Consider the following 26,988-nt stretch of genomic DNA (forward strand, 5'->3'; position numbering starts at 1 on the left):
ACGGCGTCGTACGCGGCCTTCTTTCCTCCGCTGCCGTTGAACAGCAGTGGGCTCTCGCCGGACCGCCACGAGTCCGAGTCGCGGATGCCCCACACGGTGATGCCCTTGCAGCGGGCCACCGCGAGACAGTCGTTCGTCACGTTGCGGTACGCGTCGGCCGGCGCGTTGCGGATGTCCAGCTCGGTGATGTGCACGTCCACGCCGAGCGCGGCGAAGCTGGACAGCGTGGTCCGGTAGTTGCTCGGGTAGTTCGAGCCGCCGGTGAAGTGTGACTGGAGGCCGACACAGTCGATCGGCACGCCGCGTTGCTTGAAGTCCTGGACCATCCGGTAGACGCCCTGGGTCTTGGCGTCGTTCCAGTTGTCGATGTTGTAGTCGTTGTAGCAGAGCTGGGCGTTCGGGTCGGCCGTGTCCGCGGCGCGGAAGGCGGCCTCGATCCAGTCGTTGCCGGTGCGCTGCAGGTTGGAGTCGCGGCGGGCGCCGCTGCTGCCGTCGGCGAAGGCCTCGTTCACCACGTCCCACCATGCGATCTGGCCCCGGAAGTGGGTGGCTACCTGGGTGACGTGGTTGAGCATGGCCTGGCGCAGGGTGCTGCCGCTCATGTTCTGCATCCAGCCGGGCTGCTGGGCGTGCCAGGCGAGGGTGTGCCCGCGTACCTGCATGCCCCGGCTGCGGGCGTGGCTGACGATCCGGTCCGCGTTGCCGTAGCTGAACTGGCCCTGCTGCGGCTCGGTCGCGTCTGTCTTCATCTCGTTCTCGGGCGTGACCTGGTTGAACTCGCGGTTCAGGATCGTGGTGTACGCGCTGTCACCGAGCCTGCCCGCGGCGACGGCCGTGCCGAAGAAACGGCCCCGCTCCGCGGCCGACGCACCCAGCGTCGTCGCGGCACTGGCCGTGTTGGGCAGGGCCATGGCACCGGCGGAGGCGAGGACGGCCACCGCGCCGATGACGACCGCGAACCGGCCTCGGAGTCGTGCTCTGGGGCCCACGTCGGCACCGAGGAATCTCTTGATCATTTGTGCCCCTTCTTAGGAGGCCGGACGGATCGTTGGTGGTGGACCGTCCGGGCGTCACGGTGTGCGAGCAGTCAAAGCGCCGCGGGTACGCCGCGCTGCGGCCGCGGCTGCGCGGCGATCGATGCTGATGGATTGAGAGTCTTGCACCGGTCGATGGAACGGTCAACATTTCCGGAAAATTCGGCCGAGACTTCCGGTGAGTTTCTTCGGCACTCCGCTCGATGACCAGTAGATAGTGGACCCACTTGGCTGTGCCGGACTCCGATGATCTCGGAACATCGAACGGCGAACCCCGAAATCTTTCAGCACCGGTGCCGGCTGCTCTGGCGGGTCCCCGGTCAGCGGCCGGTCGGCCTCCGGTGTGCCACGACGAAGGTGCTGCGGGCGGCGGCCGCCGCCACCACCAGGGTCGCGAGGACGGACAGCGTCATCGGATCGACCACCAGGCCGAGCGGGGCCAGGGCGAGGAGGACGACCGCCGCGATGAGGTGCGTCTTCGGGCGGATGTCGAAGATGGCCTTCTTGAACAGCACGTACCCGATCAGGAACAACGCCGGGCCACCGAGCACGTTGGCGATGACGGCGGGATCGGCGGCCCCGGTCGGATGCTTCAGCGCGAGGTCGTCACCGACCGCCGTGACGATGATGCCGGCGACCATCGGGATGTGCGAATAGGTGTACGCGGACCGACCGAGCCGACCCGGCTCGTCGGACTCGTTGATGACCGCCTGGGCGGCGTCGGCGCTGCGGTCGAAGTAGATCCACCACAGCGCCACGGTGGCGAGGAAGGCGGCGGCGAAGGTGGTGAGGGTGGCTGGATCGCGGGGCAGATCGCCGAAGACCAAGCCGGTGACCAGGATGGACTCGCCGAGCCCGATGATGATGAACAGTCGGGCCCGCTCGGCCAGGTGGGCACCGCTGATCGACCAGTCGGACGGCCTGGACCAGCCCATCCTGGGGATGTAGAACCCCGCCACCGCCGCCGTGGTGTCGATGGCCAGGGCGGCCGTCCACAGGGCCAGCCGGGCCGAACCGTGCACCATCCCGCCGACCAGCCAGAGCGGGGCGGACGTCACCCGCCAGATCAGCATCCGCAGGAAGTTCTCGCGCAGCGCCGGCTGCTCACCGAGAGTCGCGACGACGAAGATGCACCGGCCGACCTCGAGCGAGACGTACGCCCCGGCGAACCAGAGGCCCCGATCCCCGTACGCCTGTGGGATGGCGGAGGACATCACCAGGCTGATCCCCATCAGCGCGATCAGCATGACGCGTACCACGGGGCGGTCCGGATCGAACCAGTTCGTGATCCAGGCGGTGTCGACCCAGACCCACCAGACCGCGAGCATGAGCACCGCGACCTGGAACGCGCCGAGGGGTGTCAGTCGGCCCAGCAGCAGCTCGGTCAGCTGGGTCACGGCCAGCACGTAGACCACGTCGAAGAACAGTTCGATGTGGGTGACCTGGCTCGACTCCCGCTGCCGCAGGACCCTCCACCGGTTGTCCCGCCTGGTCAACCTGCCTCCACCGGGGGTCGTCCGGCTCCCCGTGGTACATCAACTGGGCGATAAGCCGTAATGAATGCTAAAAGCGTGTTCTAGTATAAATCATCCAACGTAGCCGGGATACCGGACGACACGGACACCGGGCGACGTGGTCGTCCGAGGCGTACCAGGCGGGCTCCGGGGTGGCTTCCGGGGCCACCCAGTCGCTCCGCCGGAGCTGTTTGCGGGTCGGTCAGGACGGGGATGCGAAGCACTCGATCGCCGGTTGACCCGTACCGGGTCGGGACCGACGGTTCGCCGGACGAGCGGGCGGACCCGAGGTTCGCCCCGATCGAGGGCCGTACCGACCGCAGGGGCTGCTCGCACCCGCGGACCGGATCCGGCCGCGCCAGCTCTCGTGACAGGCGAAGTCGACCAGGTCGTACGAGACGGGGGATCGCCCCAGCGGAGGAAAGATGCCAGTTCTTGCCAAGAAGATCCTGACCTGGCTGTTCGTGGGGTTCCTGGTCTTCTTCATCGCCTTCCGGCCGGACGGCGCCGCCGACCTGGTCGAGACGATCGGGGGAATCCTGATGGCGATCGCCCAGGGAATCGGCGACTTTCTCACCCGCCTGATGGCCTGAGGTCGGGTGGGGGAGTCACCGCAGCGCCGCGAGGGTCTCGGTGGCCACCTGGAGATCCTCCCTGGGCTCGATGACCAGGACCGGCACGCCGGCCCCCTTGGTCGAGACCACCGAATCAACCTCCGGGTTGCCACCGGAGGGCGGTCCGACACCGAGCAGGCCGAGCCCGGCACAGATGTCGCGTCGCACCTCCGGCTGGTCCCAGCCGATCTCACCGGTGAAGACGACGGCGTCCAGCCGGTCCAGGCTGGTCGAGGCGGCGGCCAGTTCCCGGCGTACCCGATGGGCGTAGACCGCGAGCGCGAGCGCCGCGGCGGGATCCTCCGGCGCGGCGGCGACCAGGTCCCGGGTGTCGGAGGACCGGCCGTCGGAGAGGCCGAGCAGTCCGGACCGGTGGTTCAGGCCCTCGCTCAGCTCCGCCAGGTCGAGCCGGTCGTCGCCGAGCAGCCAGAGCAGCATCCCGGGGTCGACCGCGCCGGACCGCTTCGACATCGGTATCCCGTCCAGCGGAGTGAATCCCATCGAGGTGTCGACGCTGCGGCCGTCCCGGACCGCGCAGACCGATGCGCCGCCACCGAGGTGGGCCAGCAGGAGCTGGACCCCGTCCACCGGTCGGCCGAGCAGTTCCGCGCTCCGGCGCAACGCGTACGCGTAGGAGAGGCCGTGGAAGCCGTAGCGGCGTAGCCCCCAGCGTCGGCGCCACTGCGCGGGCAGCGGGTAGGTGGCGGCGGCGTCCGGCAGGTGCGCGTGGAAGGCGGTGTCCGGGCACAGCACCTGCGGCACGCCGGGAAGCTGGTCCCGGATCCGGTCGAGCAGGTGCAGCGCGGGCGGAAGGTGCAGCGGAGCCAGGGTGTCCAGCCGGTCCAGGTCGGCGCGGACCGCGTCGTCGACCCGGGTCGGAATCCGGATGAGGTCGCCGCCGTGCACCAGGCGGTGGCCGACCGCGTCGGGCGGGTCGTGTGCTCCCACGAACTCCCGTACGGCCCGGTCGGCCCCGGCCGAGCCGGGGGGTTCCGCGCGTTCGAGCCCGTCGACGACCTCACCGTTGCGGACGTAGTCGAGCCGGAGACTGGCCGAACCCGCGTTGACGGTCAGTACCACCGGGAGGTCCGGGGACCGACCGGCCGATCGATCGGTTGCCGCGGCCGACATTCGCCCGCCCCCTTCCCGCACGCCAACGCCGCAAACCGTCCGGCGCGCCGTCGTCGTGATCACCCGTCGCGCGTCCGTCGCGTCGGACGTCGCGCGTCCGTCGGACGTCGCCTTACCCAGCGACGTCCGGTTCACTCCTGCGCGCCGAGCGGCTTCAGGGCGGCCGGGTGGCACCGGACCCGTGGTGGGATCATGGGTGCCGGGTAAGGAGGGCGCAGCCATGTCCCAGCCGAACACGCAGGAGACCTGCCAGGCCGAACAGACCAGCGCCTGTACGGTGCGCGAGGTTCTCGACCGCGTGGGCGGTAAGTGGAGTATCGGGATCATCATCGCGGCCAGCGACGGTCCGGTCCGGTTCACCGAGCTGGAGCGATCCATCGAGGGAATCAGCCGACGCATGCTCACCCTCACCCTGCGTCACCTCGAACGGGACGGGCTGCTGACCCGTACCGTCTATCCCACGGTGCCGCCGAGGGTCGAGTACGTCGCCACCGAGATGGCCCGGGAACTCTACGAATCCCTGGTCAGCCTCACCGGCTGGGCACAACGCCACCGCGAGGCGATCGCCGCCGCCCGGGAGGCGTACGACCGCGAGCGTGGGCGGGCCGGCTGACCCGCCGATCCCGGCCGGGCCAGCCCGCCCCGCCCCCAGCCGGGCCAGCCGGCAGCTCGACTCAGCTCTCGTGGCTGTCGATCCGGGCCCGGACCTCCGCGTGCTCGGCGAGCAGGTGCAGCAGGTTCGAGCCGTCGATCAGCTCCAGCGGCTTCCCCGAGGCGAACTCGAACGACTCCGGACCGTAGCCGCTGGTCGTGACGAGGATGCCCTTGGTGGCCCCCTCGCCCAGCACGGTGCCGAAGAGGTCCCGCACCGCCGAGACGTCCATCGGGCCACGGTGCCGTCGCGCCTGGATGACCACCTTGCCACCGAAGATCGGCCGAGGATCGAAGGCCACGAAGTCGACGCCGCCGTCCGGCGCCGCCCGGGTCGTCCTGGTCTCCAGGCCGAGCTTGCCGAACAGGTCCCGGATCACCTTCTCGAACTCGGCGAGACTCATGGTGAGCAGGTTCGCCCGCTGGTCCAGGTCGGCCAGCACGTCGACCTCGTCGACAAAGCGCTTGTCGACGACGTCGAACTCCAGCACCGGCCGGACCTCCACCAGATCCTCGGGCCGGGTCGACATCGTGGCCCGCAGATGCCGCAGGCAGGCTGCCGGAAGCACCTTGCCGAGGTTGATCGCGGTGAACGAGTCCCGGCTGGTGCGGAGCGTCACCAGGCACGGGCGCACCGCCTGGCCGGTTCCCGGATGGGTCGTCTCGACGATGCCGTTGAAGACGATCGTCTCCACCAACCGGGTCCGGTCGGCCTCGAACAGCTCGTGCACCGTACGCAGCGCCACCTGGGTGATCACGTCCGCGTACCGGCGGTGGGTGTCGTCCGCCGACCGGGCCGTCACCTGCACCTCGTCGCGCGCCTTGAGGTACCGGTACTCCTGGATCCTCGGGACGACGTCGACGGTCGGCAGCAGGTACTCGACGACGATCAGTCGGGAGTCCGGAACGTACGCGAGCCGGTAGCGCTGCGGGAAGTCGTCCGGGTAGACCGAGTTGCCGAGTACCAGTCCGAAGTACTTGACCACGGCGTTCGGCTCGGCGGCGGCCAGTGCCGCACCGAACTGCTCGATCTCGGCGTTGTGGCTGGCCACCTGCGCGTCGAGCTGCTGGCAGTGCCGCTCGTACTTCCGCCTGGCCTGGGCGAGTCGCTGCTCCCGGGCCGCCTCGGCGGCGGCGTACTTCGCCTTGGCCTTCTCGAACGCCTGTTCCGCCTCGGTCAGCAACTGCTGGTACCTGGCCTCGCCGCCGAACATCTTGCCCAGGGCCTTCGGCTCGGGCGGCGCGAACCGCCGCCAGTCCGGCGCCCGCAGCGGTACGCCGAGATCACCCGGCTGGAACTGCGGATAGCTGGCCTTCTTCTTCAGCCGTTCGAGGTCGATGTGGTCGTCGATGTCCAGCGTCGTCTGCAACAGGGTGTCGAGCTCGTCCAGCTGGGACTGGAGATTCGCGTTGGCGGCGGCCACCCGCGCCGACCGGGCCTCGATGTAGAGCCGTTTGCGTTCGCGCTCGTCCGTCTCGGCCGCGCGTTCGGCGGCCCGCCGCGCGTGTTCGGCCTCCCAGAGCATCTGCTGGTGCTGCTGGTACGGGGTGGTCGACGCTCGTTGCTGGGCGTGCACCTGCTGCGCGTGCGCCCGTTGCATCTGCCCCATGATGCCCATGTGCGTCCCCGATCGCCGTTCGAACACCGGTTACCGCGCGTTACCGGTGCCATCCCTTCCCCCGAGTTGCCGTCCCTTCCCAGCCCGACGTCGACCGTCGTCCTCGACGCATGCACATTTTGGTCCAAGGTGACGGGTCCGTCCAGCGGGGACCCCAGGGTAGCGCCACGGGGCGAAGCGGTCGCTGCGAACCGGAACGCCCCAGGTGACGCCGGGGGTGGCCAGTCTCCGGGCCCGGTCGGGCGGTGCTAGGGTGCCGCGCGTGACCGACGCAGACGTGCACCTCGTCGCCCAGCCGCGCCTCGACACCGTCGTGACGGAGTTTCAGACCGATACGCGGCGGCTCCGCAGCGACTATGCCGGGATGGCCTGGATCGGCGACCGTCCAGATCCGGAGAGCGGCCTGCAGGGCCCGGACTACCGGCAGCGGAACGTGGACTCGCAGCTCTTCCTGCCCGACACCCACTGGTACGACGTGGACGCGCTCGACGACGTCGAGGTGCAGGTCACGGTCGGTTTGCTTCAGGTGGCCAGTACGGCGCTGCGGACCCAGGGACTGGTCGGCGCCGTCGCCGAACCGGTCGTCGAGTTCTTCGAGCACCCGGAGGGGCTGCCGGGGGTGGGACTCTGCCTGGGCCTTCGCGGTCAGATCTTCTCCAACCTCGGCCTGAGCTACCGGGTGACCGTGCTGTCCGGTCCCGACGCGGTACTCCGGCGGGGCGACGTCGACCAGTCCGAGGACGAGGACGCCGCCACCGACGAGTGACGAGCGGGCACCGGGGAACCTCCGGTCACTCCCGTAGTCGCCAGCCCTTTCCCCGGTCCGGTGCCGGGGTCGGCGCCGCCTCCGGGTCCGGGTCCGTATCTGGGTCCGTATCCGGGTTCGGGTCCGGTCCGCCGGTCGCGGCGGCGACCCTCGGCCGGCGGACGTACAGCCAGCCGGCGACCGCCAGGCCGCAGAGCAGGCCGATCGCCAGTCCGACGGCGAGCGGACCAAGTCCCTGCCCACTGTCGTCACCGACCGGGGCGGCGTCGTCCGGCGTGTCCGTTCCGGTGCCCGCCGGGCTGGCCTGTGCGGGCGGCGCGGCCGGCGGCGCCAGGGTCAGCACCGGGGCCGGGAACTCCGGCCGGGGAACCTCGGCGGACGGTGGTTGGTTCCAGTTCGTCACGTGGCCGTCCGAGTACGTCTGCACCACGCCGAACGTCATCTGGTCGGTCTGCGGCATCGGTCCCAGCGACACGATCAGTTCGGCTCCGCCGCCACTGGCCGCCGGGGCACCGGAGCGGGTCCAGACGATGCTGGCGACCACCTCGGTCACCTGTCCGTGGTGGATCCCACCGATCGTCTGGTCGATCTTCCGCATCGTCATCCGGGGCGCCCAGTCGGGAACCGACAACGGATACGTCTCCGCGACCGGTGCCGACTCCGGCATCAGCAGCTCGACCTTGGTGGTGTACGCCGGCGCCCGGTCCTCGGTCACCCGGAAGGTCAGCTTCGCCGCGTCGCCCTGTACGGCCTGCCCCGGTGTCATCGTCACGTCCGCCATCGCGGGCGCGGCGCCGAGGGTCGCCGCCACGACGGCGGACGCGACGACGCCGAGGACCCCGCACAATGCCCTGTGACCCACTGAGACAGTCCCTTCGTCCGGCCGACACTCCAGGTAGTTCGGCCCCGGGGCGGAAAAGGTTCAACCGACGGGCCGGTATGTTACGCCGCCGTTCCGGCGAGCGGCTCCGCGCCGGTCAGGGGTTCTCTTCGGAGGATTCCGGATCCATCTGACAATTACGGGTACGCCCGGATCCTGACTCGAAGTCCACCGTTAGGAAGAACGTGCATCGACCCGTACGCGCACTCTTCGCCGCGGCCGTCTCGCTGGCCGTCGTCGTTCCGACCGCGTCCTGTGCGAGCGGGCCGGAACCCGGAGCGGCGCCGTCCGCCTCCGCCTCGGCCAGCTCGCATGGCGGGCACGTCGGCCCGCTCCGGGTACCGGAGGCGGCGCTGCGTAGCGGTGAACGGTTCGTCGACCTCACGATGCCGCAGCCGTACCGGCCGGTGGCGCGCAACGGCGGCAGCGACGAGTACCGGTGTTTTCTGGTCGACCCGAAGCTGACCCAGCAGGGGTACCTGACCGGCAGTCAGTTCCTGCCGCAGAACGCCGACATCGTCCATCACGCGATCTTCTTCCGGCTCAGCCCCGCCGACACGGCGCCGGCCCGCCACCTCGACGCGAGCAGCCCGGAGCCGGGCTGGACCTGCTTCGGCAATGCCGGCATCGGCGACGCGGCGTGGGTCGCGCACTGGGCACCGGGGGCGAACGAAACACTGCTCGAACCCGGCATCGGCTATCCGATGCCACCGGGCAGCCAACTTGTGATGCAGGTGCACTACAACCTGCTCGGCGTCGGCGGCGGTGCGGTCGGGAGCGACCAGTCGGGCATCCGGCTGCGGCTGCTCGACGGCGCCACCGCCGTGGATCCGCTGGTCACCGAGCTACTGCCGGCGCCGGTCGAGCTGCCGTGCACCGAGGACGAGCACGGCGAGTTGTGCGCGCGCGAGGCCGCGGTGCGGGACGTCCGGCACCGGTTCGGCGCGGAGTCAGGCGAGCAGGCGGAACAGCTGAACAACCACTGCAACCAGGGTCGTGCCCCGGTGGCCGGCGACACCCAGCACTGTGACCACGAGGTCCGTGCGGCCGGCAGGATCCACGCGCTCGCCGGACACATGCACCTGCTCGGCCGTGCGATCAAGATCGAACTCAATCCCGGTACGGCGGAGGCGCGGACCCTGCTCGACATCCCGACGTACGACTTCGACGAGCAGTCCATCCGGCCGCCGGCGACGCCGGTCGCGGTCAGGCCGGGCGACGTCTACCGGGTCACCTGCACCCACGACGTCACGCTGCGCCAGCGGCTGCCGCAACTCCGTGCCCAGCCGGCCCGGTACGTCGTCTGGGGCGAGGGCACCAGCGACGAGATGTGCCTCGGGCTCGTCATCCTGTCCCGACCGGCGTGAACGCCTCCGGGCCGGTCTGAACGACTCCCGGACCGGCCTGAACGAACCAGCGGACTCGGCTCGGGTCGGATCGAAACGATGTCGCCCTCAGGACACGTCGCTTCAGGACATGACGACGTCGAAGGCGGTCGAGCGGACGTCCGGGACCGGATGGCGCCGAAGCTCGTGCAGGAGGTCCCGCCACGGCTGGCTCCAACCGTAGCGGCCGCCGGCCCGGCTCAGCGACACGGCGAACAGCCCGGTGGCGAGGTCGCCATGCCCCGCGAGCCGACCGGCCGCGCCGAGCAACGTGGAACCCGGCCACCGGTCCCCGCCGGTCCGTACCCGTCCGGCAAGACCCTCGGCGAGCCGGTCGGCCAACGCAGGCCGCTCGGCCACCAGTTCGACCACCTCGGCGAGATCCGCCGCCAGATCGTCCGGTACGGCCGAGTCCAGCCGGGCGAGATGGCTGAGCAGCAGGCCGGCGGCGGGTACGAACTCCGGGTGCCCGGCCAGCATCCGGGCGGCTTCGCGTACCGGCTCCCGGTCGGCCTCGGGCCCGGCGTCTTCGGCCCACCGGATCGTGTTCTCGACCAGGAACTCGACCCGGCGCCGGGCTGATCGGTCGGCGGACGGTCCACCCGGATCGGCGTCGAGGCCGTCGAGCCGGACCAGCGCCGCGAGCGCCGCGCCCAGCGGGCGTCTCACGGTCGCTGCGGCCGAGTGTGCTGCTGGTGATGTCGTCGTCGCCGGGGCCGGGCGTGTCGAAGTCGTCGCCGTCGGCGCGTCCGGCTGGCTGTCGAGCAGCCGGGTGATCGCGTTCGCCACCGTGGGCCAGGTCCGTTCGCTGTCGAGTTGGGACACCGCCGTGACGACGAGCCCGACGAGGTCCGGAGCCCAGGGAGCCCAGTCCGGCAGCATCCCCCAGGCCGCGCGCGCGACGACCGGGTCGGAATGGTCGCAGGCCCGGACGACCAGTGCCGCGTACCGGGGGCGGTCCGGGGCGGCGGTGGTCCGGACCGGATTGCCCAGCAGCGCGAGCACCTCCTCCCGGCCGCCGGTGACGGCCTGTTCGACGATCTCCCAGCACTGTGGCCGGTCCAGCCGGAGCCGGGCGGCGGAGACGATCGCGGTGCGGACGTCACGGTGCTGCTCCGGCTGTTGCCACGCGTCGAGCAGCAGGTCCATCGCCTCCGGCCCGCCGAACCGGGCGAGGAGTCGGATCGCCTCCTTACGACTGGTCACCTTGCCCCGCCGCGTCGCGATGTCACCGAGGAGGCGGGGAAGCCGGGACGGCGCGGCGAACTGCACCGCCCGGCTGGCCGCGTACGTGGCGACCCGGGCGCGGTCACCGTCGGCCCTGGCGAGCAGGATCGGCAGTGCCTCGGCCGGCCGGTCGGTCCAGGGCAGTGCGCCGAGGGCGGCCTCGGCGAGGGGAACGTCCGGCGAGTCGACGTAACGGGCGAGGAGTTGCCGACCATGTTCGGGTACCCAGGCCGCGGTGGCGACCGCCAACGCACGGTCGTGGACGGGCGCCTCCGGATCGGCGGCGCGCCCGGCCAGCAGCTCCACCACGGCCCGCTGCTGACGCGGCAGCCACCGCCGCGCGTACCGGGCGTACCGGGGGCGCCACCGCTGGCCGGCGTTGAGGAACCTTCCGGGCGACACCGGGCCCGCCAGCAGCAGGTCGAGCAGATCGGTGCGGCGGCTGGCGACGACATGCTCGACCTCGGGGATCGTCATCGCCGAGAGGTCGATCCGGAGGACCTCCGCCACCCGCTCGGACCGGGTGGACGGGTCGTCGAGCCAACGTCCCACGGCCTGTTCGAACACCCTCGGGATGACGTCGGGGCTGATCGCCTGGCGCAGCATGTCCTGCAACCCGGGCAGCCGCCAGCCACGCCGGCCCAGGCTCCAACTGACGGCGAACAGCGACTGGTAGTTGCCGCGCGCCATGTCGGCCGCCAACCACGGCCGTACGGTGGCGAAGAACTCCTGCTCCTGGCCCCGCCGCAGCCCGGCGGCCAGCTCGCGTAGCGGTGGCTGACCGCGCAGTTGGAACAGCCGGTCCAGCGTCCGCCACGACCAGTCGCGGAGGGCGGACCGGCCCGGATGGTGCCGCAGCACCGCGACCGCCAGCCGGCTGAGTGCGGAACGGGTGGCGGCGGAGGCGTCCCGGGCCTCGACCGCGGCCACGACGATCTGGTCCAGGGTCTCGACCGAGCCGGAGCCGAGCAGCCGGGGCAGCTCGGCCAGGGTCAGCAGGGCGCGGACCCGGACCGGATCCTGGTCGTTGCGCAGTCGGAGCAGGCGCTCGACGGCGACGGCGACGGCCTCCGGGTCGGCGCTGCGTTTGGCGGCGAGCAGCAGCAACTCATAGCCGGTCCCACGATCGTCCGCGCTGGCCCGCCGGGTGGCGGCGGTCAGTACCGGTTCGGCGTCCGGCCACGGCAGGTGGGCGGTGTACCGCAGGGTTGCCGCCTCGTCGTCCTGGATCCGTGCCAGCCCGAGGATGCGCCTCGCCTCCCGGTGCCGCCAGCGGTGCGGCAGGACCGTCAGCAGCCGGTCACCGGATACCAGGTTCTCCACCTCCACCTGCGCCATCGCCGCGTCGTAGAGCGTCCCCCGCCGGCTCGGTGGCAACGCTTCGAGCAGGCGGGCGAACGCCGCCTCGTCGTCCCGCAGCCGACCGGCGAGTCCGACCAGGTTGACCGGGTCGAGCCGGCTCAGCCGGTCGAGCAGGGCGGTGGGCAGGGTGTTGCGACACAGCCAGGCCGCCCGGCCGGGGGCGGTCAGCAGCCGTACCATCCGGTGCGGGTCGGCGGCGGTCAGCACCCCGTAGTCGGCGAGGTTGCCGGGCAGGTAGGTCGACGGGGCGAACCGGTCCAGCAGGTCGAGAACCTGCCGGGGCGCCGTGGCGGCCCCCTTGAGCAACTGCTGGCCGCAGTGCTGCCACCAGCGGTCCAGGCCGGCCTTGTCGAGCCCGGGAAGCAGCTCTTCCGCGTGCCGGAGCACGACGTCGCGGTGTCGACGGACGAGCCGCGACCAGCTCGGGATCGCATGGTCGAGTTCGGGTAGCAGCCGCTGCACGGTGTCGGCGCCGCAGCTGGGCAGCAGCCGGGCGGCCTCCGGCTCGCCGTACCGGTTCCGGACCAGTTCGACGAGTGCGTCGGCGAGGTCGGGCCGCCGCACTCCGGCCAGCGTCCGGTAGACCAGTTGGCGGGTCAGCGGGGGCGCGTCGGCCATCAGTTCGACCAGGTCGGGGACGGTCAGCCAGTTCGACCGGAGCGCGGCCCGGACCGCGAGCGCGTGGATCTGCGGGTCGTCGTCGGCCAGCCCGGCCCGGACCGCTGCGGCGTCCTGGCTGATCAGCGCCATCATCAGCGCCAGATGGCGCTGGTAGTGGTCGCCGTCGCGCAGCTCGGTCAGGATCCGATCGAGCACGCCGTCGGCGGCCATCGCCGTGACGATCGGTGCGAGCCGGCGACGCCGTTGCGAGTACGGCAACGGTTCCAGTTCGCGCAGAAATTCATCGGTCGAGGTCGGCACGGTGATCATTGTGCCCACCGGCCGCCCTGGACCGCCTCTGGGTTTCTTCCCAGGGGCGTCGCCGGGCCCGGAGTCGTTCATACTCGACACCCGGACCGGCGGCGCGGCACCTTCCGGCGGTTCCTAGCATTGTGAAGGCTCTCCGCCCGACTGGCGGTGGAGGGCGGCGAGCGGCTGGACGTGACGGACCAAGGGACAGATGGCAAAGACCGGTAACGACGGGAGTACGTCGGCGCGACCCATCCGACTTCCCGATCAGCAGGGTGCGGTGGACCGTGGCGCGACGAACAACGGTGCGGCGACGCTCGTCGGCGGGATCATCGAACGGGCCGGTCGGGTCGCCCGGCCGAACCAACGGCTCGGCCAGGTCATTCCGCGCCGTCCCGAGGGAATCACCGCCAACCAGTGGAACTCGGCCAGCCGAAGCAGCTTCGATTTCCTGGTGTCGGACCCCGGTGGCCGGGCGGCGTCCTACGCCGTCGAGTTCGTCGACCCCGACGACCAGACGGTGCAGGCACAGCGCGGCGACCGGATGAAGCATGCCGTGTGCGAGGCGGTCGGGCTGGAGCTGTTCCGGATCGAGTCCTCGACGCTGCGGCCGGAGACGCACGGCCGGCGGATCGTCGAGTACGTCGTCGACGCGCGTGCCTTCCTGGAGGCGATCGGCGACCCGGCCGAGTTCGCCGAGTTGTCGCCGAGCGGGCCGAGAAGTTACCGGGACATCGTCGGGCGGCTGCCGGATGGGCGTGACGGCCACGTCAACGATCTCGGCGCGGTGGCCCGGGCGGCGGCGGTGGACGCGTACGTGAATCGGGAACTGGTCGACCCGATCCTGCGCAGCCTGCAACTGGACTGGAAGGACGGCCCGGCCGAGGGCTGGGCGTGGCTCCAGGTGCGGCCCGGGGCGTACCTGTTCGAGCGGGTGCGGATCTGGCAGCACCGGTTCACCTGCGGCATCGAGCCCGCTCGGCTGGCCGAGGATCTCGCGACCCTGGCGGTGGGGGAGCGGCTCCGGCAGCGGGACGGTGTCGACGCGCCGCTCGTCGACCGGGATCGGCTGACCGGAGAACTCGACGTGCTCCGGCGGCGCCGGAACGAGCTGGAGAACCCGTACGCGTTCGACCACGTCTCGTTCGGCTGAGGATCGCCCCGGTTCTCGGACAGCCTGGAGCCGGGCCCGCGTGGACACGGACCCGGCCCCAGGTGTCTGACCTCCGCCGAGCGGGTCAGACGGCGGCGCAGCTCACGGTCGGCGCGGCATTACTGCCGGTTTGCGATCCGACGAACCCGAACGTGGTGCTGCCGCCGGCACCGAGACTGCCGTTGTAGTCGACGTTCCGGGCGGTGACGCCCGATCCGCTGGACGTGATGTTCGCGCCCCAGGTCGAGCTGACCGTCTGGCCGTTGGCAAAGGTCCAGCTCACCGTCCAGCCGCTGATCGCCGAGCTACCGGCGGCGACGCGTACCTCGGCCTGGAAGCCGCCGGCCCAGGTGCCGGTGACGGCGTACGTCGCCGAGCAGCTCCGCGCCCCACCGGCAGGAGTCGTCGGCACCGGGGTACGGGTCGGCGTCGCCGTCGGCGTGGCGGTCGGCGTACGCGTCGGGGTGGCGGTCGGCGTCGGGTTGCTGCCTCCGCCCGGGAAGTTCACGTCACTGCACCAGTAGTAGTTCTGGTCGGAGTGGCTGGCCTTCCAGATCACGTAGACGATGTGTCGTCCGGTACGTCCCGGTGCGCTGACGGCGATCGTGTTGGATACGCCGTTCAGTACCGGGTCGCCGGTCTCCCGGGTGCCCGCGCCCGGTGCGTACCGGCCGGTCTCCTTGACCAGTTCGAGGTTGCTCCAGCCCAGCCGTTGGGTGAGCGGGTTGAATCCCTGCCGGCTGACGTAGATCAGGAAGTAGTCCGCGCCGTGCAGGGCCTGGTCGTGGACGGTGACGTTGAAGTTGTTGCTCACGTTCGTGGCCTGCCAGTTGCCGGGATTGTCCAGTGCGGCGTACCGGACACCGCCGGTCTGCCCGGCGCTGCACAGTTGTCCGCTCGGAACGTGTCCCTGGTGGTCGCCGGCCACCCCCTCCCGGAACAGGCCGTTCCAGTTCCACATCGCGTTCGGGTCGGCCTGCCACGCCTGCCAGCACATCGGGTCCTGCGTCGCCATGTTCGGGTTCTGGAAGTCGTTGCCCCACCGCTTCCAGCATCCGTAGTTGCGTGATGCCGGATTGATCGTCGAGCCGTGGGCACCCGCGGTGTCCTGCGTGACCACCAGGGCAACGGCGAGCGCGACGGCCCCGGCCACCGCGATGGCGAGGATCCGCAGGACCGTCGGCGCGCGGTGCCGGGCTGGGTTGGAATGGTGAGCGAGAGATGACATGGGGATCCCCAGACGTCGATTGCACGAGCGAGTACGCGGGAGGCTGCCCGGCGCTCCCGCACCGACCACCCGGCTCCGGCGGCGGTGTCCCTGGACAGAGATTCACACCGTTGGATGGTGCTTGTCAATAGTTGGGAAGGCAAACAAAGTAAGTGCCCAGACCACCGAGCCAACGCGTGGTCGTCCGGTTCGGTGTGGACCCCGCCCGGCGGCTCCTTCTGCGGGCCACCGCCCCGGCGAGCCAGCCGCTGCCACGTCCCGTTCCGCTGCCGCTTCCGAACAGCCGGTACGACGTCTGCCACGGCGCATACTCCGCAGGCACGTCCCGCCACGGCGGCAGATCAGTACCGCGCTGCCTTGTTAACGGGCATAGATCTCCGGGATGGCGTCCTTGATCCGCCGCACGGTCTCAGGGACGTCCAAACCAGTCGTATCAAGGCCGACGTACCGGTAGTCAGGATCGGCGGCCTGTCGGATGGTCAGATCTTCCGGAATCAGGTCGACCATGTCCCGCCACTCCTGCGTCGTCAGCTTCGCTCGGGTGACCCGCCGGCCGTCGCGCACGTCCTTGTCGACCACGAGCTCAACCAGGAACACCGCACAGGGCAGGCGTAGCAGCTCGCGGAAGGCCAGGTAATCGGGGTAGTCGCGCAGAAAGCTGCCGGCGATGACGTTGGCGTAGCCAGCGGTCCAGAAGTTCTCCACCAGGCCGGCGACGTTGCGGCGAAGCAGGTTGAAAAACTCGTCGTCCATCAGGCACGGGTTGGTCTGCCCGAGGTCCTCAGCGTCGATTCGGGCACCGTTGGGGGTGTGGGGCAGCAGCGCACGAACGATGGTTGACTTGCCGGCGCCCTCCTCACCATTGACGAGAACGAGACGATTGTGCCGAACTGTGGGGGGCATCCGGGCACCTTAGCTCTGTTCCTCCGAGCGCGTGCTGAACGAGCACTTGAGCGACTTGGTGCCGCCGATGAAGTTCGACACGAGCCGACTTGGTTCGCCCTCGGCGGTGATGTCGGGGATCCGGGCCAGCAGTTGACGGAAAATCGCAGTGATCTCCAAGCGGGCCAGGTGAGCACCGAGGCAAAGATGGGGGCCGGGCGCACCGTATCCGATGTGTGGGTTCGGGGAACGGGTGATACGGAACGCATGCGGATCCTCGAAGATTCGTTCGTCGCGGTTGGCGGACCAGTAGAAGAGGAGGAACTTGTCTCCTTCCCGGAATCGTTGCCCGTTGAGTTCGGTGTCGCGGGTCGCGGTGCGCCGCATGTACAGAATCGGGGAGGACAGTCGAACGATCTCCTCGACCGCACTTGTCGCGTACGCCTCGAAGTCTGAACACCAGAGCTGCTTCTCCGCTGGGTGCCGGGTTAGCAGTTCGAGGCCGTAGCTGATCGCATTGCGGGTGGTTTCGTTGCCTGCCACAACCAGCAGGATGAAGAAGGAGGCGAGTTCCTGGGAGGTCAGCCGCTCGCCGTCGACGTTGGCGTGCACGAGCCGTGTGATGATGTCGTCGGCCGGTTCGGTCGCACGCACCTCGGCGAGTCGGTTGACATAGTCGGCCAGTTCGCCGCCGGCGGTCAGCAGTGCGGCGGCGGAGTTGGCCAGGTCCGGCACGTAGTCGGGATCAAATGCCCCCACGAGGATATTCGAGCGGCTACAGATGAAGTCGTAGTCCTCCTCGGGGATGCCAAGCAGGTCACATATCACGATGATCGGCATTCTTGTCGCGACCCGCTCGACGAAGTCGCCGGGCCCGTGCGCGCTGAGTTCGTCGACGATGCGCCGGGCGGTGTTCTCGATTGTGCCCCGCCAGCCGTTGACCGCTTCACGGCTGAACTGCCGGGCGACGATGCGCCGCAGTCGTGCGTGCTTCGGATCGTCCATGCTGATCATGGAGCCAAAGAACTCGTTCATCTCGGGTGGCAGGTCGATGATGCTCGTGGCGCCCTTGCCCGAACAGAAGTCACGTGGCCGACGGCTCACCTCCACCACGTCGGCGTGGCGCACGAGCGCGTAGTACCCGGAACCGGCGGGAAACCCGACGTCGGCCAGTTCGGTCTCGTGGAAGAACGGGGGCCGTTCGAGCCCGCGCAGCTCGGCGAAGGCGGCCTCCCTCGCGGGTATCGAGCGGGTCCAGAAGGAAAAATCCGAAAGGTCAACTGTCGGCATCGACAATCCTCCTCTTGGTTGCGGGTAGGCCGAGGCGGGCGCAAATCTTCTCGGCAAGATCGTTCGTCGTGCCGGCGCTGCCGTCGAACACCTCCCAGTCGTGACGTTGTGACATGCGCAGCAACTGCTTCCGGACCAACGACTGGAAGGAGGTGAAAGCCGCCACGTGGCCGTTCGGGTGGTTACGGTGCTCGCCAAGCTCACTGGGGTCGAACTCGGGCTTCCGACGTGCGGCGAGTGACGCGGGAACGTCTAGCAGGAAGACTCTGTCCGGAACGCGGACTCCGGTGAAGTAGCTTTCGGTATCGTTCAGTGAGGCCCCGTTGGAAGTAAGTTTGGCGATGAACTTGTAGAACCAGCCGTCGGCGACGACGACGTCACCGGCGCGCAGGGTCGGACCGACGACGCAGTGGTCGACCAGCGCGTAGTAGCTGGCCCGGATCAGAGCCCAATGGGTGTCGCCGAGCGTCCGGTAGGGACCTTGCAACGACTGCATCTGCAGTTCCCGAATGCTCCTGAGGTAGTTCGCGAGGTAGGGGTCGGCGTTGTGGACCCCGCCGTGCCTGACGAAGCGGACAGACACGCCACCGGTTTGCAGCAGGTCGATCAGTCGTTCCGCAGTCGTCGTCTTGCCGGCGCCGTCGATGCCCTCAAGCGCGATGAACATCGGTCGCTCCGGAGAGGTGGGGCTGCACGCCGCCGGTCGTGAACACGTCCCGGGCCTCCTCGATGGGGAAGTCGGAGTCGAGATAGGCACCGACGCGGATCCAGTCGTGGCCGATCTGGATCGTGCGGTCCCACGCGTCAGCGGACGTGAACGACGCCGGAAACAGGCTCGCGCCGGTACCCTCTCGAACTCGGCGGATGAACTCGTCGAGCGAGTTGGCAACCGCCGCGACGGATGCCGGCGAGTCCGCCGACGTTATGCTGTCGTCGATGGCGTCGGCGGCCTTGGCCAGCTCGTCCGGGATCACCCGGAGCTGGCCCAGCCTCGGGATCAGCCCACTGTCCGGTGGCAGTGGGCTTACCCCGTAGGCGCTGAGCAGAGCGCGGCAGGCGCTGATGAGCATCCGCCGCCCTGCCGTTTCGGCCACCCGCCACTGCTGGTTGGCCTGCGCCCCGGTGAGATCTTCACGGGCGTTGTCCACCATGATGTTGGACCAGACGTGCGCCATCCCGGCGGCAGCGAACCGTTGCGCCGGAAGCGGTAGGAGCGCGACGATCGGAGGATCATCGTCCGGACGTACCGCGCCGTGTATTCCCAGAATCGGTAGGGACGTGCTCGGTATCGGTGTGGAGGGTTGCTCGGCCCCGTACGGTTGGGCGATGGTGATCGCGGCGCCATTACGCCACCGCAGCCGCAGCAGGCCGATCCGGTAGAACTCGGCGACGATTGCCCCGACCACGGCTGGATCAGATCCGCCGCACCTGAGCAGGTCGTTGAGGGGCATTGGCGCGACGACTGAGCGCCATACCGCGGCGGCCTGCGGGCTGAGCACGAAGACGTCCCGCCGGTCGCGAATGACGTGCAGTTGGGTGCCGATCGCCCAGGTGGTGACCGCGGGAGTCCCGATCACATCGATCATGCCCGAATCGGCGGTGCAGCCGGCGACGCCGAAGTCATCGACCAGCTCCGCGGCGGCCATGACCCTGGCGGACTGCTGTGTCGTCCCGGGCCGCATCGTGCCGTCGTCGGTCCCCTTCCGGGTCAACGACCAGTACCGCTCGGCAAACTCGGCGGAATCCTCGCCGATCCGGTCGAACTGCTGCGAGAGCCACTTCGATTCGACGTAGGTTTCGCCGTGGGCCGCAACCCACGCCTTGGCCGCCTGGGTCAACGCGATCCGGGTCCAGGCGGCCGCTTCGACGGTCTGCCGCATCGCGTCGAGAGCAACCACCTGACGCATCGCCTGGCGTGCGTGATGGGCGAACCATGGTGCGACGATTCCAGGAAGCTGGTCGGCGGGCAGCGCGCGATGGGCACGGTCGACGACGTCGTGCCCACGCAACGGGAACGAGCGGCTCAGGCGTTGGCATCGGTTAAGAAGATCCACCGGTATGCGGGGAAGCCCGGCCCCGCCTCTGCTGGCCAACCGCGTCACCAACTCGGCCTGCTCGCGTGCCTGGCGTAGTGACCGGGTCCGCACCTCGACCCGCCGTCCATCGACGAACAGGATCGACGGCATCGTCGGGTACTCGTGTTCGTCGTCGTACAGGAGCAGCAGGTCGATGTCAGAGGAGGCATTGCCGAACCCTTCGGCGATGGAACCCTCGAGCACGACCCCGGCTCCGGAGGGCACATCCACCACGGCGAGGGTCTGGTCCAGCAGCCATTGCAGGTACTGTTCGTCGAGAATCACGTCGACTCCAATCTCATTGCCTCAGCTGGTTCTGGCGTAGAGCTCCGGTAGACGACGAGGTCGGCGTAGGCGCCTGAGTGCAGTTGATGCCACATGTACCGCCTTCGGATCTTTCCGCTCGACGTCCGCTTGAGCAGACCGCTCGGCCCGGCGATTATCGTGATGGCCACGTCCTCGCCCAGCTCGCGGCGAAGCGCGTCCGCCGCCTGTGGCACCCACTCGCCGCCGCGCGTCTCGACCAGCAGCGCGATTCCGTTGCCGCGGTCGTCCGAGGTACTGACCGCCGCGCACCGTCCGCGTGGCAGCCCGGCAGCTACGGTGAGTTGTGCCTCGAGCCCTTCCACGTAGACGGCGCGGCCACGGACTTTCAGGCTTTCACCCATCCGGCCGAGGACGAACAGCTCACCGTCAAAGAGAAGGCCCGCGTCACCGGTTCTGACTGCACCGTCGACGAAACGTGTCGACGTCTCGTCCCGGTCGTCGGCGTAGCCGCTGGCGATCGAGACGCCTCCGACCGCGACCTCGCCCAGGTATCCGTCGGGCAACTCCTTGCCGTCCTCGTCGACGATGGTGACCGAGGCGCCGGCCGCCGCACGACCGGAGCTGACCAGCCAGCCGGCCGCCGCGTCGCTGGTGTCGTCTCCCAGCCGCGCGGTCCCGACGACGGTGACCGGCCGGCCGAACTCGAGGGAGTCCCACCCGGGACGCACGATGAGCGGTTCCCGCCCGTCGTGGGCTCCGGCGACGAAGAGCGTCGCTTCGGCGAGCCCGTAGGCCGGCGCAAAGGCACGCCGGTCGAACCCACGGTCCGCCAGGAGCCGCGCGAACGTCTCCAGGGCTGCGGCGTCGAGCAGTTCCGCGCCGGTGACCGCGCTCTTCACCCCGGACAGATCGAGCCCGTCGAGTGTCAGCCCGGCCAGGCGCTTGGCCGCGTACGCATAGCCGAACGGGGGAGCAGAGGTTCTCACCGCCCTGCCCGCGTTCAGTGCCTCGAGCCAGCGGCGCGGATCGCGAACGAACTGGTCGGGCCGCATCAGCCAGAGATCGGTCTGTGCGGCGACCGTGCTGAGCATGCATCCGATCAGGCCCATGTCGTGATAGAAGGGGAGCCACGACGCGGTGCCCTCGTGGTCGTCCCAGCCCAACCACGTGCGAATGGCATGCACGTTGGCGTCGAGATTCCGCCACGACACCCGAATGCCGCGCGGACTGCCCGTCGAGCCCGAGGTGAATTGCAGCAGCGCGAATTCGCCAGGTCGTTGAACGGCCACATCACCGTGTGGCGTGGGAGCCCACGGCACGCCCGCCATGCCCGCTTCGACCATCGCCGCCGCTGTCACGTCGTGCAGCAGTTCGGGTGCCAACACCGCACTCGGGCGCGCCTGGCGCAGGATGGCAGCGACGTGGGCCACGTATTCGCGGCGCGGCTGGACCGCGGGCGGTGGGATCGGGCAGACGACCGCTCCGGCGGCCCAGACTCCGAAGAAGGTCGCCAGGCTCGCATGGTCTGTCGGCAGGATCAGGCAGACCACGTCGTCGGCCACAATGCCCCGCCGCACCAACTGGTTTGCCACACCCCGGGCATTCGCGGCGATCCGCTCGTAGCCGGAGAACTTCCAGTCACCGGCGTCACCGGCGAGGTGAACGCCGTGGTCAGTACTGGGCATGTCGATCCATCGGGTGAGATCAGACTTCATCGCGTTCCAATCGGTACGCCGGGAAGACGGTGTCAAGTGGATGGATGATCGGTGGATGCCACCTCGTCGGGCAGGATCTGGATCTGCCCGGTGCCACCGTCCATGTAGAGGTGCATCCCGGTCTCGACGTGGTGGGTCAACTGCTTGATCTGCACGACGGTGGGTACGCCGAGTTCGCGGGCCACGATGGCGACGTGCGTGAGCGGGCTGCCCCGCTCGATGAGCAACCCAGCCGCGGAGGGCAACGCCGCGACCCAGCCCGGGTCGGTGCGATAGGTGACGAGAATGTCCCCGTTGACGTCCCCGGGAGCGTCCACCACCAGCGCCCGCGCGCGGGCCGTGCCGGGACTCGCCGCGATGCCGCTCAGCGTCTGTGGAGCGGCCGAGTCCCGAGTGCCCTTGCCAAGGCCGCGCCAACCCGCGTCGTCGAGATTTGCCAGCCAGTGGACCGCGCCCCGCGTGGTGAACCTGGATGGCGCTGTCATCTCGCGGTTCGCCGTCTCCTGGGCCCGGCGAGCGGTGACCAGGGATTTCAGGTCGGGGTCGATGACTGTGGCTTCGAAGCAGCCGCGGATCTCGTCGATGCTGAGGTAATAGACGTCCGTGGGGCTGTTGAGCGCACCGCTTCGGGCCAGGTCCGTACCGATGGCGCGCATCATCTTCTTCGCGGTGCCGAAGGCGCGGGTCCGGCAGAACCGCAGGTTCTCCCGGGCTGCGAGCGAGCGGCGCACCTTGCCGCGGATCCGTTCGTACACCCATCGGCGCGGCCATGACAGGTTCTGGTGCAGGTATTCGTCGGCGTCGTGGCCGCCGTCGCGGTGCACCGCGTTTTCCGCCAGCGCGTTGCGTAGGAGCACGAAGAACGCCGCCGGGTCTTCGCGCAGATCGGGCACCTCGAGCTTGAGCTCGTCGAGGCTGCGGTACCCGTAGGTGCTGATGTAGGCGTCGACCTCGTCGAGGAACTGTCGGTACCCCTTCGCCGCCAGCGCCTCGTAGACCTCGGTCGGCTCGGTGTCCCGGACTACGGACTCCATCGCGGGGTCTTCGAGGACCTGCCGCGCCAACTGCACGATGCGGTGTGCCGGCTCAATCGACTCGATGGCGGTCCCTGGGCTGCTGACTGCCCAGCCGAACCAGGCCGGTGCGTCCGGCAGCCAACGCTTGGTCAGCACGTTCAGTACGCCGAACGAGATGCCGATGACCGAGTCGAGGATCGCGACCCTGCCCCATTTGGCAACCAGGGTCCGCTCGAGGGTCTGGTAGCGCTGGAAGACCTGATCGGCCGGGAGCAGGTGGTACTCGATACCGTCGAACGCCGGCTGCCTGCGGTTGAAGTAGCGCAGGAAGTTCTTCACCGTCCGCTCCACACGCAGGAACTGCCAGAAATAGGCGATCCGGGTGCGTATCGTCACCCGCACGGCCTGTCCGCGTGAGGAGCAGGTGTAAGGGTGCTGCTGCTCGGCCAGTTCGGCGTCCAGGCTCTCCTCGACGCCGAGTGAGATTTCCAGACTCTGCTTTCCGATCCCGTACAGCGGTGACAGCCGGACCAGCCGGTACCAGTTCAGCAGGTTGTAGTACACGTGCCCGTGGAAGTATCCCAGCAGGTGCGGAAGCCAACTCTGCATCTGTTGCTGCTGCTCCGCCGGGACCTTCAGGGTACGCGCGTACTCGGCGTACACCTCCTGGTAGACGCGGCGCGCAAAGCTGTAGGTCAGCGGTGAGGTGATATCCCGGAAGCTCTCGATGATGTTGGAGTTGTCCCAGATGCGCAGCTCGGAGTCAGGCCGCCGCGGGTCGCCGAGCTCACCCGCCGGTTCGTCCGGCAGGGTGGTGATCGGCCGCGACTGGAGCACCCACAACGTGCCGGCGTTGTCGATGGCCCACTCCACGTCCTGCGGCGCGCGGCAGAGGTGTTCTACCCGGCCAGCGAGGTCGCCGAGTGCGCTGATTTCCGCATCGGACAGCGCGACCTCCAGATGACCCTGGGCGGTCTCTGTCACCCGGCAGCCGGCGGCCGCCGGGTCAGCGTCGAACCGCTCCTGCTTGTCGCCGACCACCGTGTCCAGCACGGTGTTCGTCGCGTCGAGCACGACCGTGTCGGCGTCGACCGCGCCGGACACCAGTCCTTCGCCGAGGCCGAAGACGGCGCTGATGACACGTTCGCCACGTGTCCCGGTCATCGGATTGGCGGTGAACAGCACCCCGCTCTTGTCCGCCACCACCATGGTCTGCAGGATCACCGCCACCCTGGCGCTGGTGGGCGGAAGGCCGTGCCCGAGCCGGTAGTGCAGCGAGCGGGCCGAGAAGGCCGACGCCCAGCATTCCCGTACGGCGTCGATGACCTGGGCCAGGCTGGTGACGTTGAGAACGGTGGTGAACTGTCCGGCGAACGAATGCTTCGGCCCGTCCTCGTCGGCGCCGGACGAGCGGACCGCGACCGCGCCCTCGCCCACCTCCCGGTACGCGTCCCGGATGGCGAGGCGGGTTGCGGACGTCAGCTCGCTGGCGGCGATCCATCCGCGGATCGTGTCGGCGACTGCCTCGGCCTCGCCCGTGTCGCCGGCGCCGACGCGCTGTAGTGCTGTTGTGATCCGGACATCCAGACCGGTCTCCCGCAGATGCTCGTCAAAGACGTCGAGGCCGATGACCGCCCACGGTGGTACGGCGAAGCCGGCCTCTGCGAGCAGACGCAGCGACTGGCCCTTTCCACCGGCCAGAGCAGCCATTTCGGGAACGTCGCTGCGTAGGGTCAACACACTCATGCACGACTCGCTTTCTGGGATGGAAGCTGACGGGCGGGCCGGCGGTCATGCACCCGCGGTCGCGAGCAGGCCGACCTGCAGCACGAACGCAAAGCTCAGGCCAGCCCAGGCTGGGCGAGGTCGACTTCCTGGGCGACTGCCCGACCGTGCCGTGCCGATCCACGCCGCGATCCACGCCCCGAACCCCAGCGGCACCGCGGCGGCGTATCCGACAACGATCGGCGGTAGCGAATGGCTGGCGTAGATCAGCGCGACGCAGCATTCCGCGACGGCGAGCAGAACTGCCAGCGCCACGAGCCGGCCCCGTGGCCCCAGGCCGTAGGGGCGGTACCCGGCATCGTCGAGCTTGCGCGAGAACTTCCAGAATTCGTACGCGGTCCAGTACAGCCCGGTGACACCGAACACCAGGACCGGGGACGCAGCCGAGTCCGCGTACGTGCGCCAGCCGGCGTAGGCGTAGACCATGATCAGCAGCGGGGCACCCTCGTACACGATCGGCAACAGGATCCGGTGACCCGGCAGTCTCGGATGGTTGACAACCCGGGGGGCGAGCAGCATCGCCGCGGTGGCGGCGAGCGCCGTCAGGAGGGCCGGCCAATGCCGCATCGTGAGTAGGACCGTGAGACCGATGGTGGCGACCAGTCCGGCCTGGAGGTGGCTCCTTCTCCCGGCGGCCGGCGAACGATCGGTCGCAGCGTCGCGGTGGAAGTCGTCGATGTCGTCGACGAGTCGCAACTGGACGAACAACAGGACGAATGTGGCAGTTGTCGCTGCCACCGCCAGTAGGTCAAGCTCGGGGCTGGGCACCGCCCGTAGGTAGAGCGACTGCAGGCTGGCGAACGTCAGAACGGTGGCAAGGCCGACGGTGTGTGGCGGAAACCGACGCAACAGGTAGCGGATCATCGGGCCTCGCGTGCGTCGAGCAGGCCCAGAACGGAGTCGATGCTCTGTTGCGGTGCGCCCAGGTAACCGGTGCGCAAGCCGTGGTTGAGCAGTCTGCGCAGGAAGGGCAGGCCACGGACGGTTGGTCTGCGTGGCATGAACACCTTGGCTGCGGTGGCGTCGAAGGTTACGGAGCGGCGGAAGTAGCTCTCGTAAAGGGCGACGACCCGCTCGTAGTAGGCACGTTCGCCGAGTGGCATCCGCGCGGTCGAGAAGCTGGCCGGCGAGACGAAACGGGGCACGTGAAAGGAAGGATACTCGGCCAGGACGTTGCTGAAGTCCAGCAAGTTGTGCTCTTGCGCCCCCACCGCATGAAAAGTGCGCCCGACGGCGTCCTCGAAACGGACGACTGCCTGGCTGATCAACTCGGCCACATAGTCGACCGGTACCAGGTCCAACGTGGCGTCGTAGTTTCCGGCCACGGAACGCACGCGCCCTTCGGTAAACGCCTTGAGCACCACATAGATGTTCTTGAAGTCACGGATGACGCCATTGCGCTCGGTGCCGACGACGATACTCGGTCGTACCACGACGACCGGGAGGCCATTGCCGGCGGCGCGGTGGACGGACTGCTCGGCGACAAATTTGCTGCGCTCGTACGCTGTGCCGAAGCGTTGACCGGCGTCCAGTTCGTCCTCACCCACCACGCCGATGCGCTCGCCGCAAACATACGCAGTGCTTACGTGGACGAGCGGAATCGGTGAGCTGGTCGTCCTGCTCGCAAACTCCAGGACCTGTTCGGTGCCGGCGATGTTGATCCGTTCATATGTGTCCGCGGGCAGACCGAACGTGGTGACCGCGGCGACGTGCACCACCCGGTCCACGGTGCGGAGAGCGTCGTACTGGTGATCGGAGAGGCCGAGCCGCGGTTTGGTGATGTCGCCGTTGACGCGCACGACCGAACCACGGGGTGCTGCTTCCCGCCAGTCGAGTGTCTTCAGCCGCCGCCCGTTGTTCCGGACCACCTCGGAGTTCGCGTGCATCAGTGCGAACACGGTGTGGCCCGCCCCGCTCAACCGTGCCACGACCTCGGATCCGACGAGGCCCGACGCACCAGTTACGAGTACCGTGAGCGTCATCAGGTACCTCCCTCGCCAGTCTGCGCGGCGACAAGGGCCACCAGGTCGCGCACGGTCGTGACGGCCAGCGCATGGTCGAGATTGATCGGCGGCAGGGCGAACCGCTGCTCGACCACCACGGCAAGCTCGATCAGGCGCAGTGAGTCGAACCCGAGATCGAAGACCAGTCGGGCGTCGTCGTAAACCGATGCTCCGCCGGTCGGCGCCATCAGGGCGACGATGTCGTGTATCGCCTCCCGCAATGGTCCTGATGAGAGTGGCACGGTTGTCATCTGCGGATGCTCTCCCTTGCGTTGGCAAGCCGAATGTGCTGCCACAGCAGCTACGTCTTGGTACGCTTTGGCGCCGCCAGTTCCATTCAGGGCTGACTTGACAATCTGCGTCCCGCCACCACCGGTTCCACTCGCATGCCGCGCTGGCCTACATCGGCGCAGGAAATAGCCAACATGGCGGCGTGGCGAGTCGGGCTGACAGGACCGACATTGCATGCCTCTTCATCGTCT

At 69.1% G+C, this 26,988-nt stretch carries 21 protein-coding genes and 1 pseudogene; 5 read left to right on the plus strand and 17 right to left on the minus strand.

Annotated elements, in window-relative coordinates:
* Both I0C86_RS13190 and I0C86_RS13195 read right to left on the minus strand, forming a co-directional pair.
* Window positions 1-1,016: endo-1,4-beta-xylanase (locus I0C86_RS13190; protein ID WP_196201531.1), on the minus strand; the 1,016-nt coding region annotated here is incomplete at its 3' end.
* Between the two features lie 338 nt (window positions 1,017-1,354).
* On the minus strand, window positions 1,355-2,530 hold the full coding sequence (locus tag I0C86_RS13195; protein WP_196201532.1) for a low temperature requirement protein A: 1,176 nt from the start codon (window positions 2,528-2,530) through the stop codon (window positions 1,355-1,357).
* A gap of 443 nt (window positions 2,531-2,973) precedes the next feature.
* Here I0C86_RS13195 and I0C86_RS13200 point away from each other — a divergent pair, with 443 nt between their 5' ends.
* Window positions 2,974-3,141, plus strand: coding sequence for a hypothetical protein (locus tag I0C86_RS13200; RefSeq protein ID WP_196201533.1), 168 nt, complete (start codon window positions 2,974-2,976; stop codon window positions 3,139-3,141).
* A gap of 15 nt (window positions 3,142-3,156) precedes the next feature.
* Here I0C86_RS13200 and I0C86_RS13205 read toward each other — a convergent pair whose 3' ends face one another.
* Window positions 3,157-4,242: an acetate/propionate family kinase gene (locus tag I0C86_RS13205; protein ID WP_323373616.1), complete on the minus strand. Its 1,086-nt coding sequence runs from the start codon at window positions 4,240-4,242 to the stop codon at window positions 3,157-3,159.
* Window positions 4,243-4,513: 271 nt separating this feature from the next.
* Between I0C86_RS13205 and I0C86_RS13210 the strand changes: the two genes are divergently transcribed.
* A complete protein-coding gene (locus tag I0C86_RS13210; RefSeq protein ID WP_196201535.1) occupies window positions 4,514-4,906 on the plus strand; it encodes a winged helix-turn-helix transcriptional regulator in 393 nt (130 codons plus the stop codon).
* Window positions 4,907-4,967: 61 nt separating this feature from the next.
* Here the strand turns inward: I0C86_RS13210 and I0C86_RS13215 are convergent, their stop codons facing one another.
* The gene (locus I0C86_RS13215; protein WP_196201536.1) at window positions 4,968-6,545 is read right to left on the minus strand and encodes a restriction endonuclease; all 1,578 of its coding nucleotides are present in this window, start codon (window positions 6,543-6,545) and stop codon (window positions 4,968-4,970) included.
* Window positions 6,546-6,825: 280 nt separating this feature from the next.
* Here I0C86_RS13215 and I0C86_RS13220 point away from each other — a divergent pair, with 280 nt between their 5' ends.
* On the plus strand, window positions 6,826-7,329 hold the full coding sequence (locus tag I0C86_RS13220) for a hypothetical protein (protein ID WP_196201537.1): 504 nt from the start codon (window positions 6,826-6,828) through the stop codon (window positions 7,327-7,329).
* Between the two features lie 25 nt (window positions 7,330-7,354).
* On the opposite strand, the gene I0C86_RS13225 is transcribed toward I0C86_RS13220, so the two are convergent.
* Window positions 7,355-8,191 (minus strand): YcnI family copper-binding membrane protein, encoded by an 837-nt coding sequence (locus I0C86_RS13225; RefSeq protein WP_196201538.1) that lies wholly within the window; start codon window positions 8,189-8,191, stop codon window positions 7,355-7,357.
* Window positions 8,192-8,394: 203 nt separating this feature from the next.
* On the opposite strand from I0C86_RS13225, the gene I0C86_RS13230 reads away from it, so the two are divergent.
* Window positions 8,395-9,576 carry a monooxygenase gene (locus tag I0C86_RS13230; protein WP_196201539.1) on the plus strand — a complete coding sequence of 394 codons (1,182 nt, stop codon included), beginning with the start codon at window positions 8,395-8,397 and terminating at the stop codon, window positions 9,574-9,576.
* A 102-nt stretch (window positions 9,577-9,678) separates the two neighbouring features.
* Here I0C86_RS13230 and I0C86_RS13235 read toward each other — a convergent pair whose 3' ends face one another.
* Window positions 9,679-13,104, minus strand: coding sequence for a hypothetical protein (locus tag I0C86_RS13235; protein ID WP_196201540.1), 3,426 nt, complete (start codon window positions 13,102-13,104; stop codon window positions 9,679-9,681).
* A gap of 199 nt (window positions 13,105-13,303) precedes the next feature.
* Between I0C86_RS13235 and I0C86_RS13240 the strand changes: the two genes are divergently transcribed.
* Window positions 13,304-14,245: a DUF2726 domain-containing protein gene (locus tag I0C86_RS13240; protein ID WP_196201541.1), complete on the plus strand. Its 942-nt coding sequence runs from the start codon at window positions 13,304-13,306 to the stop codon at window positions 14,243-14,245.
* Window positions 14,246-14,330: 85 nt separating this feature from the next.
* Here I0C86_RS13240 and I0C86_RS13245 read toward each other — a convergent pair whose 3' ends face one another.
* The 11 genes and pseudogenes from I0C86_RS13245 to I0C86_RS45015 form a co-directional block, all read right to left on the minus strand.
* Window positions 14,331-15,473, minus strand: coding sequence for a lytic polysaccharide monooxygenase (locus I0C86_RS13245; RefSeq protein WP_196201542.1), 1,143 nt, complete (start codon window positions 15,471-15,473; stop codon window positions 14,331-14,333).
* Window positions 15,474-15,592: 119 nt separating this feature from the next.
* Window positions 15,593-15,807, minus strand: a pseudogene (locus I0C86_RS45725) (transposase); the annotation flags it as partial.
* Between the two features lie 26 nt (window positions 15,808-15,833).
* Window positions 15,834-16,376 (minus strand): hypothetical protein, encoded by a 543-nt coding sequence (locus I0C86_RS13250; protein WP_196201543.1) that lies wholly within the window; start codon window positions 16,374-16,376, stop codon window positions 15,834-15,836.
* A gap of 9 nt (window positions 16,377-16,385) precedes the next feature.
* Window positions 16,386-17,645, minus strand: coding sequence for a cytochrome P450 (locus I0C86_RS13255; RefSeq protein ID WP_196201544.1), 1,260 nt, complete (start codon window positions 17,643-17,645; stop codon window positions 16,386-16,388).
* The gene (locus I0C86_RS13260) at window positions 17,632-18,312 is read right to left on the minus strand and encodes a dTMP kinase (protein ID WP_196201545.1); all 681 of its coding nucleotides are present in this window, start codon (window positions 18,310-18,312) and stop codon (window positions 17,632-17,634) included. Before I0C86_RS13260 ends, I0C86_RS13255 begins: the two co-directional genes overlap by 14 nt.
* Window positions 18,296-20,005, minus strand: coding sequence for a nucleotidyltransferase domain-containing protein (locus I0C86_RS13265; protein ID WP_196201546.1), 1,710 nt, complete (start codon window positions 20,003-20,005; stop codon window positions 18,296-18,298). The genes I0C86_RS13260 and I0C86_RS13265 overlap by 17 nt, the downstream gene beginning before the upstream one ends.
* Window positions 20,002-21,702 carry an AMP-binding protein gene (locus tag I0C86_RS13270; RefSeq protein ID WP_196201547.1) on the minus strand — a complete coding sequence of 567 codons (1,701 nt, stop codon included), beginning with the start codon at window positions 21,700-21,702 and terminating at the stop codon, window positions 20,002-20,004. The genes I0C86_RS13265 and I0C86_RS13270 overlap by 4 nt, the downstream gene beginning before the upstream one ends.
* A gap of 32 nt (window positions 21,703-21,734) precedes the next feature.
* The gene (locus I0C86_RS13275; RefSeq protein WP_196201548.1) at window positions 21,735-24,464 is read right to left on the minus strand and encodes a phosphoenolpyruvate synthase; all 2,730 of its coding nucleotides are present in this window, start codon (window positions 24,462-24,464) and stop codon (window positions 21,735-21,737) included.
* Between the two features lie 45 nt (window positions 24,465-24,509).
* Window positions 24,510-25,367, minus strand: coding sequence for a hypothetical protein (locus tag I0C86_RS13280; protein WP_196201549.1), 858 nt, complete (start codon window positions 25,365-25,367; stop codon window positions 24,510-24,512).
* Window positions 25,364-26,485, minus strand: coding sequence for an SDR family oxidoreductase (locus I0C86_RS13285; protein ID WP_196201550.1), 1,122 nt, complete (start codon window positions 26,483-26,485; stop codon window positions 25,364-25,366). Before I0C86_RS13285 ends, I0C86_RS13280 begins: the two co-directional genes overlap by 4 nt.
* Window positions 26,485-26,973, minus strand: coding sequence for an acyl carrier protein (locus tag I0C86_RS45015; protein ID WP_323373617.1), 489 nt, complete (start codon window positions 26,971-26,973; stop codon window positions 26,485-26,487). The genes I0C86_RS13285 and I0C86_RS45015 overlap by 1 nt, the downstream gene beginning before the upstream one ends.
* Window positions 26,974-26,988 lie beyond the last annotated feature (15 nt).

It is taken from the genome of Plantactinospora alkalitolerans (assembly GCF_015690345.1).
GTDB classification, from domain to species: domain Bacteria; phylum Actinomycetota; class Actinomycetes; order Mycobacteriales; family Micromonosporaceae; genus Plantactinospora; species Plantactinospora alkalitolerans.

Bases quoted from the DNA above. Each gene is read 5' to 3' on its own strand.
- I0C86_RS13280 (WP_196201549.1), bottom strand. From the start codon at position 25,367: ATGATCCGCTACCTGTTGCGTCGGTTTCCGCCACACACCGTCGGCCTT.
- I0C86_RS13210 (WP_196201535.1), top strand. From the start codon at position 4,514: ATGTCCCAGCCGAACACGCAGGAGACCTGCCAGGCCGAACAGACCAGC.
- I0C86_RS45015 (WP_323373617.1), bottom strand. From the start codon at position 26,973: ATGCAATGTCGGTCCTGTCAGCCCGACTCGCCACGCCGCCATGTTGGC.
- I0C86_RS13270 (WP_196201547.1), bottom strand. From the start codon at position 21,702: ATGAAGTCTGATCTCACCCGATGGATCGACATGCCCAGTACTGACCAC.
- I0C86_RS13260 (WP_196201545.1), bottom strand. From the start codon at position 18,312: ATGTTCATCGCGCTTGAGGGCATCGACGGCGCCGGCAAGACGACGACT.
- I0C86_RS13245 (WP_196201542.1), bottom strand. From the start codon at position 15,473: ATGTCATCTCTCGCTCACCATTCCAACCCAGCCCGGCACCGCGCGCCG.
- I0C86_RS13240 (WP_196201541.1), top strand. From the start codon at position 13,304: ATGGCAAAGACCGGTAACGACGGGAGTACGTCGGCGCGACCCATCCGA.
- I0C86_RS13215 (WP_196201536.1), bottom strand. From the start codon at position 6,545: ATGCAACGGGCGCACGCGCAGCAGGTGCACGCCCAGCAACGAGCGTCG.
- I0C86_RS13255 (WP_196201544.1), bottom strand. From the start codon at position 17,645: ATGCCGACAGTTGACCTTTCGGATTTTTCCTTCTGGACCCGCTCGATA.
- I0C86_RS13250 (WP_196201543.1), bottom strand. From the start codon at position 16,376: ATGCCCCCCACAGTTCGGCACAATCGTCTCGTTCTCGTCAATGGTGAG.
- I0C86_RS13275 (WP_196201548.1), bottom strand. From the start codon at position 24,464: ATGAGTGTGTTGACCCTACGCAGCGACGTTCCCGAAATGGCTGCTCTG.
- I0C86_RS13200 (WP_196201533.1), top strand. From the start codon at position 2,974: ATGCCAGTTCTTGCCAAGAAGATCCTGACCTGGCTGTTCGTGGGGTTC.
- I0C86_RS13285 (WP_196201550.1), bottom strand. From the start codon at position 26,485: ATGACGCTCACGGTACTCGTAACTGGTGCGTCGGGCCTCGTCGGATCC.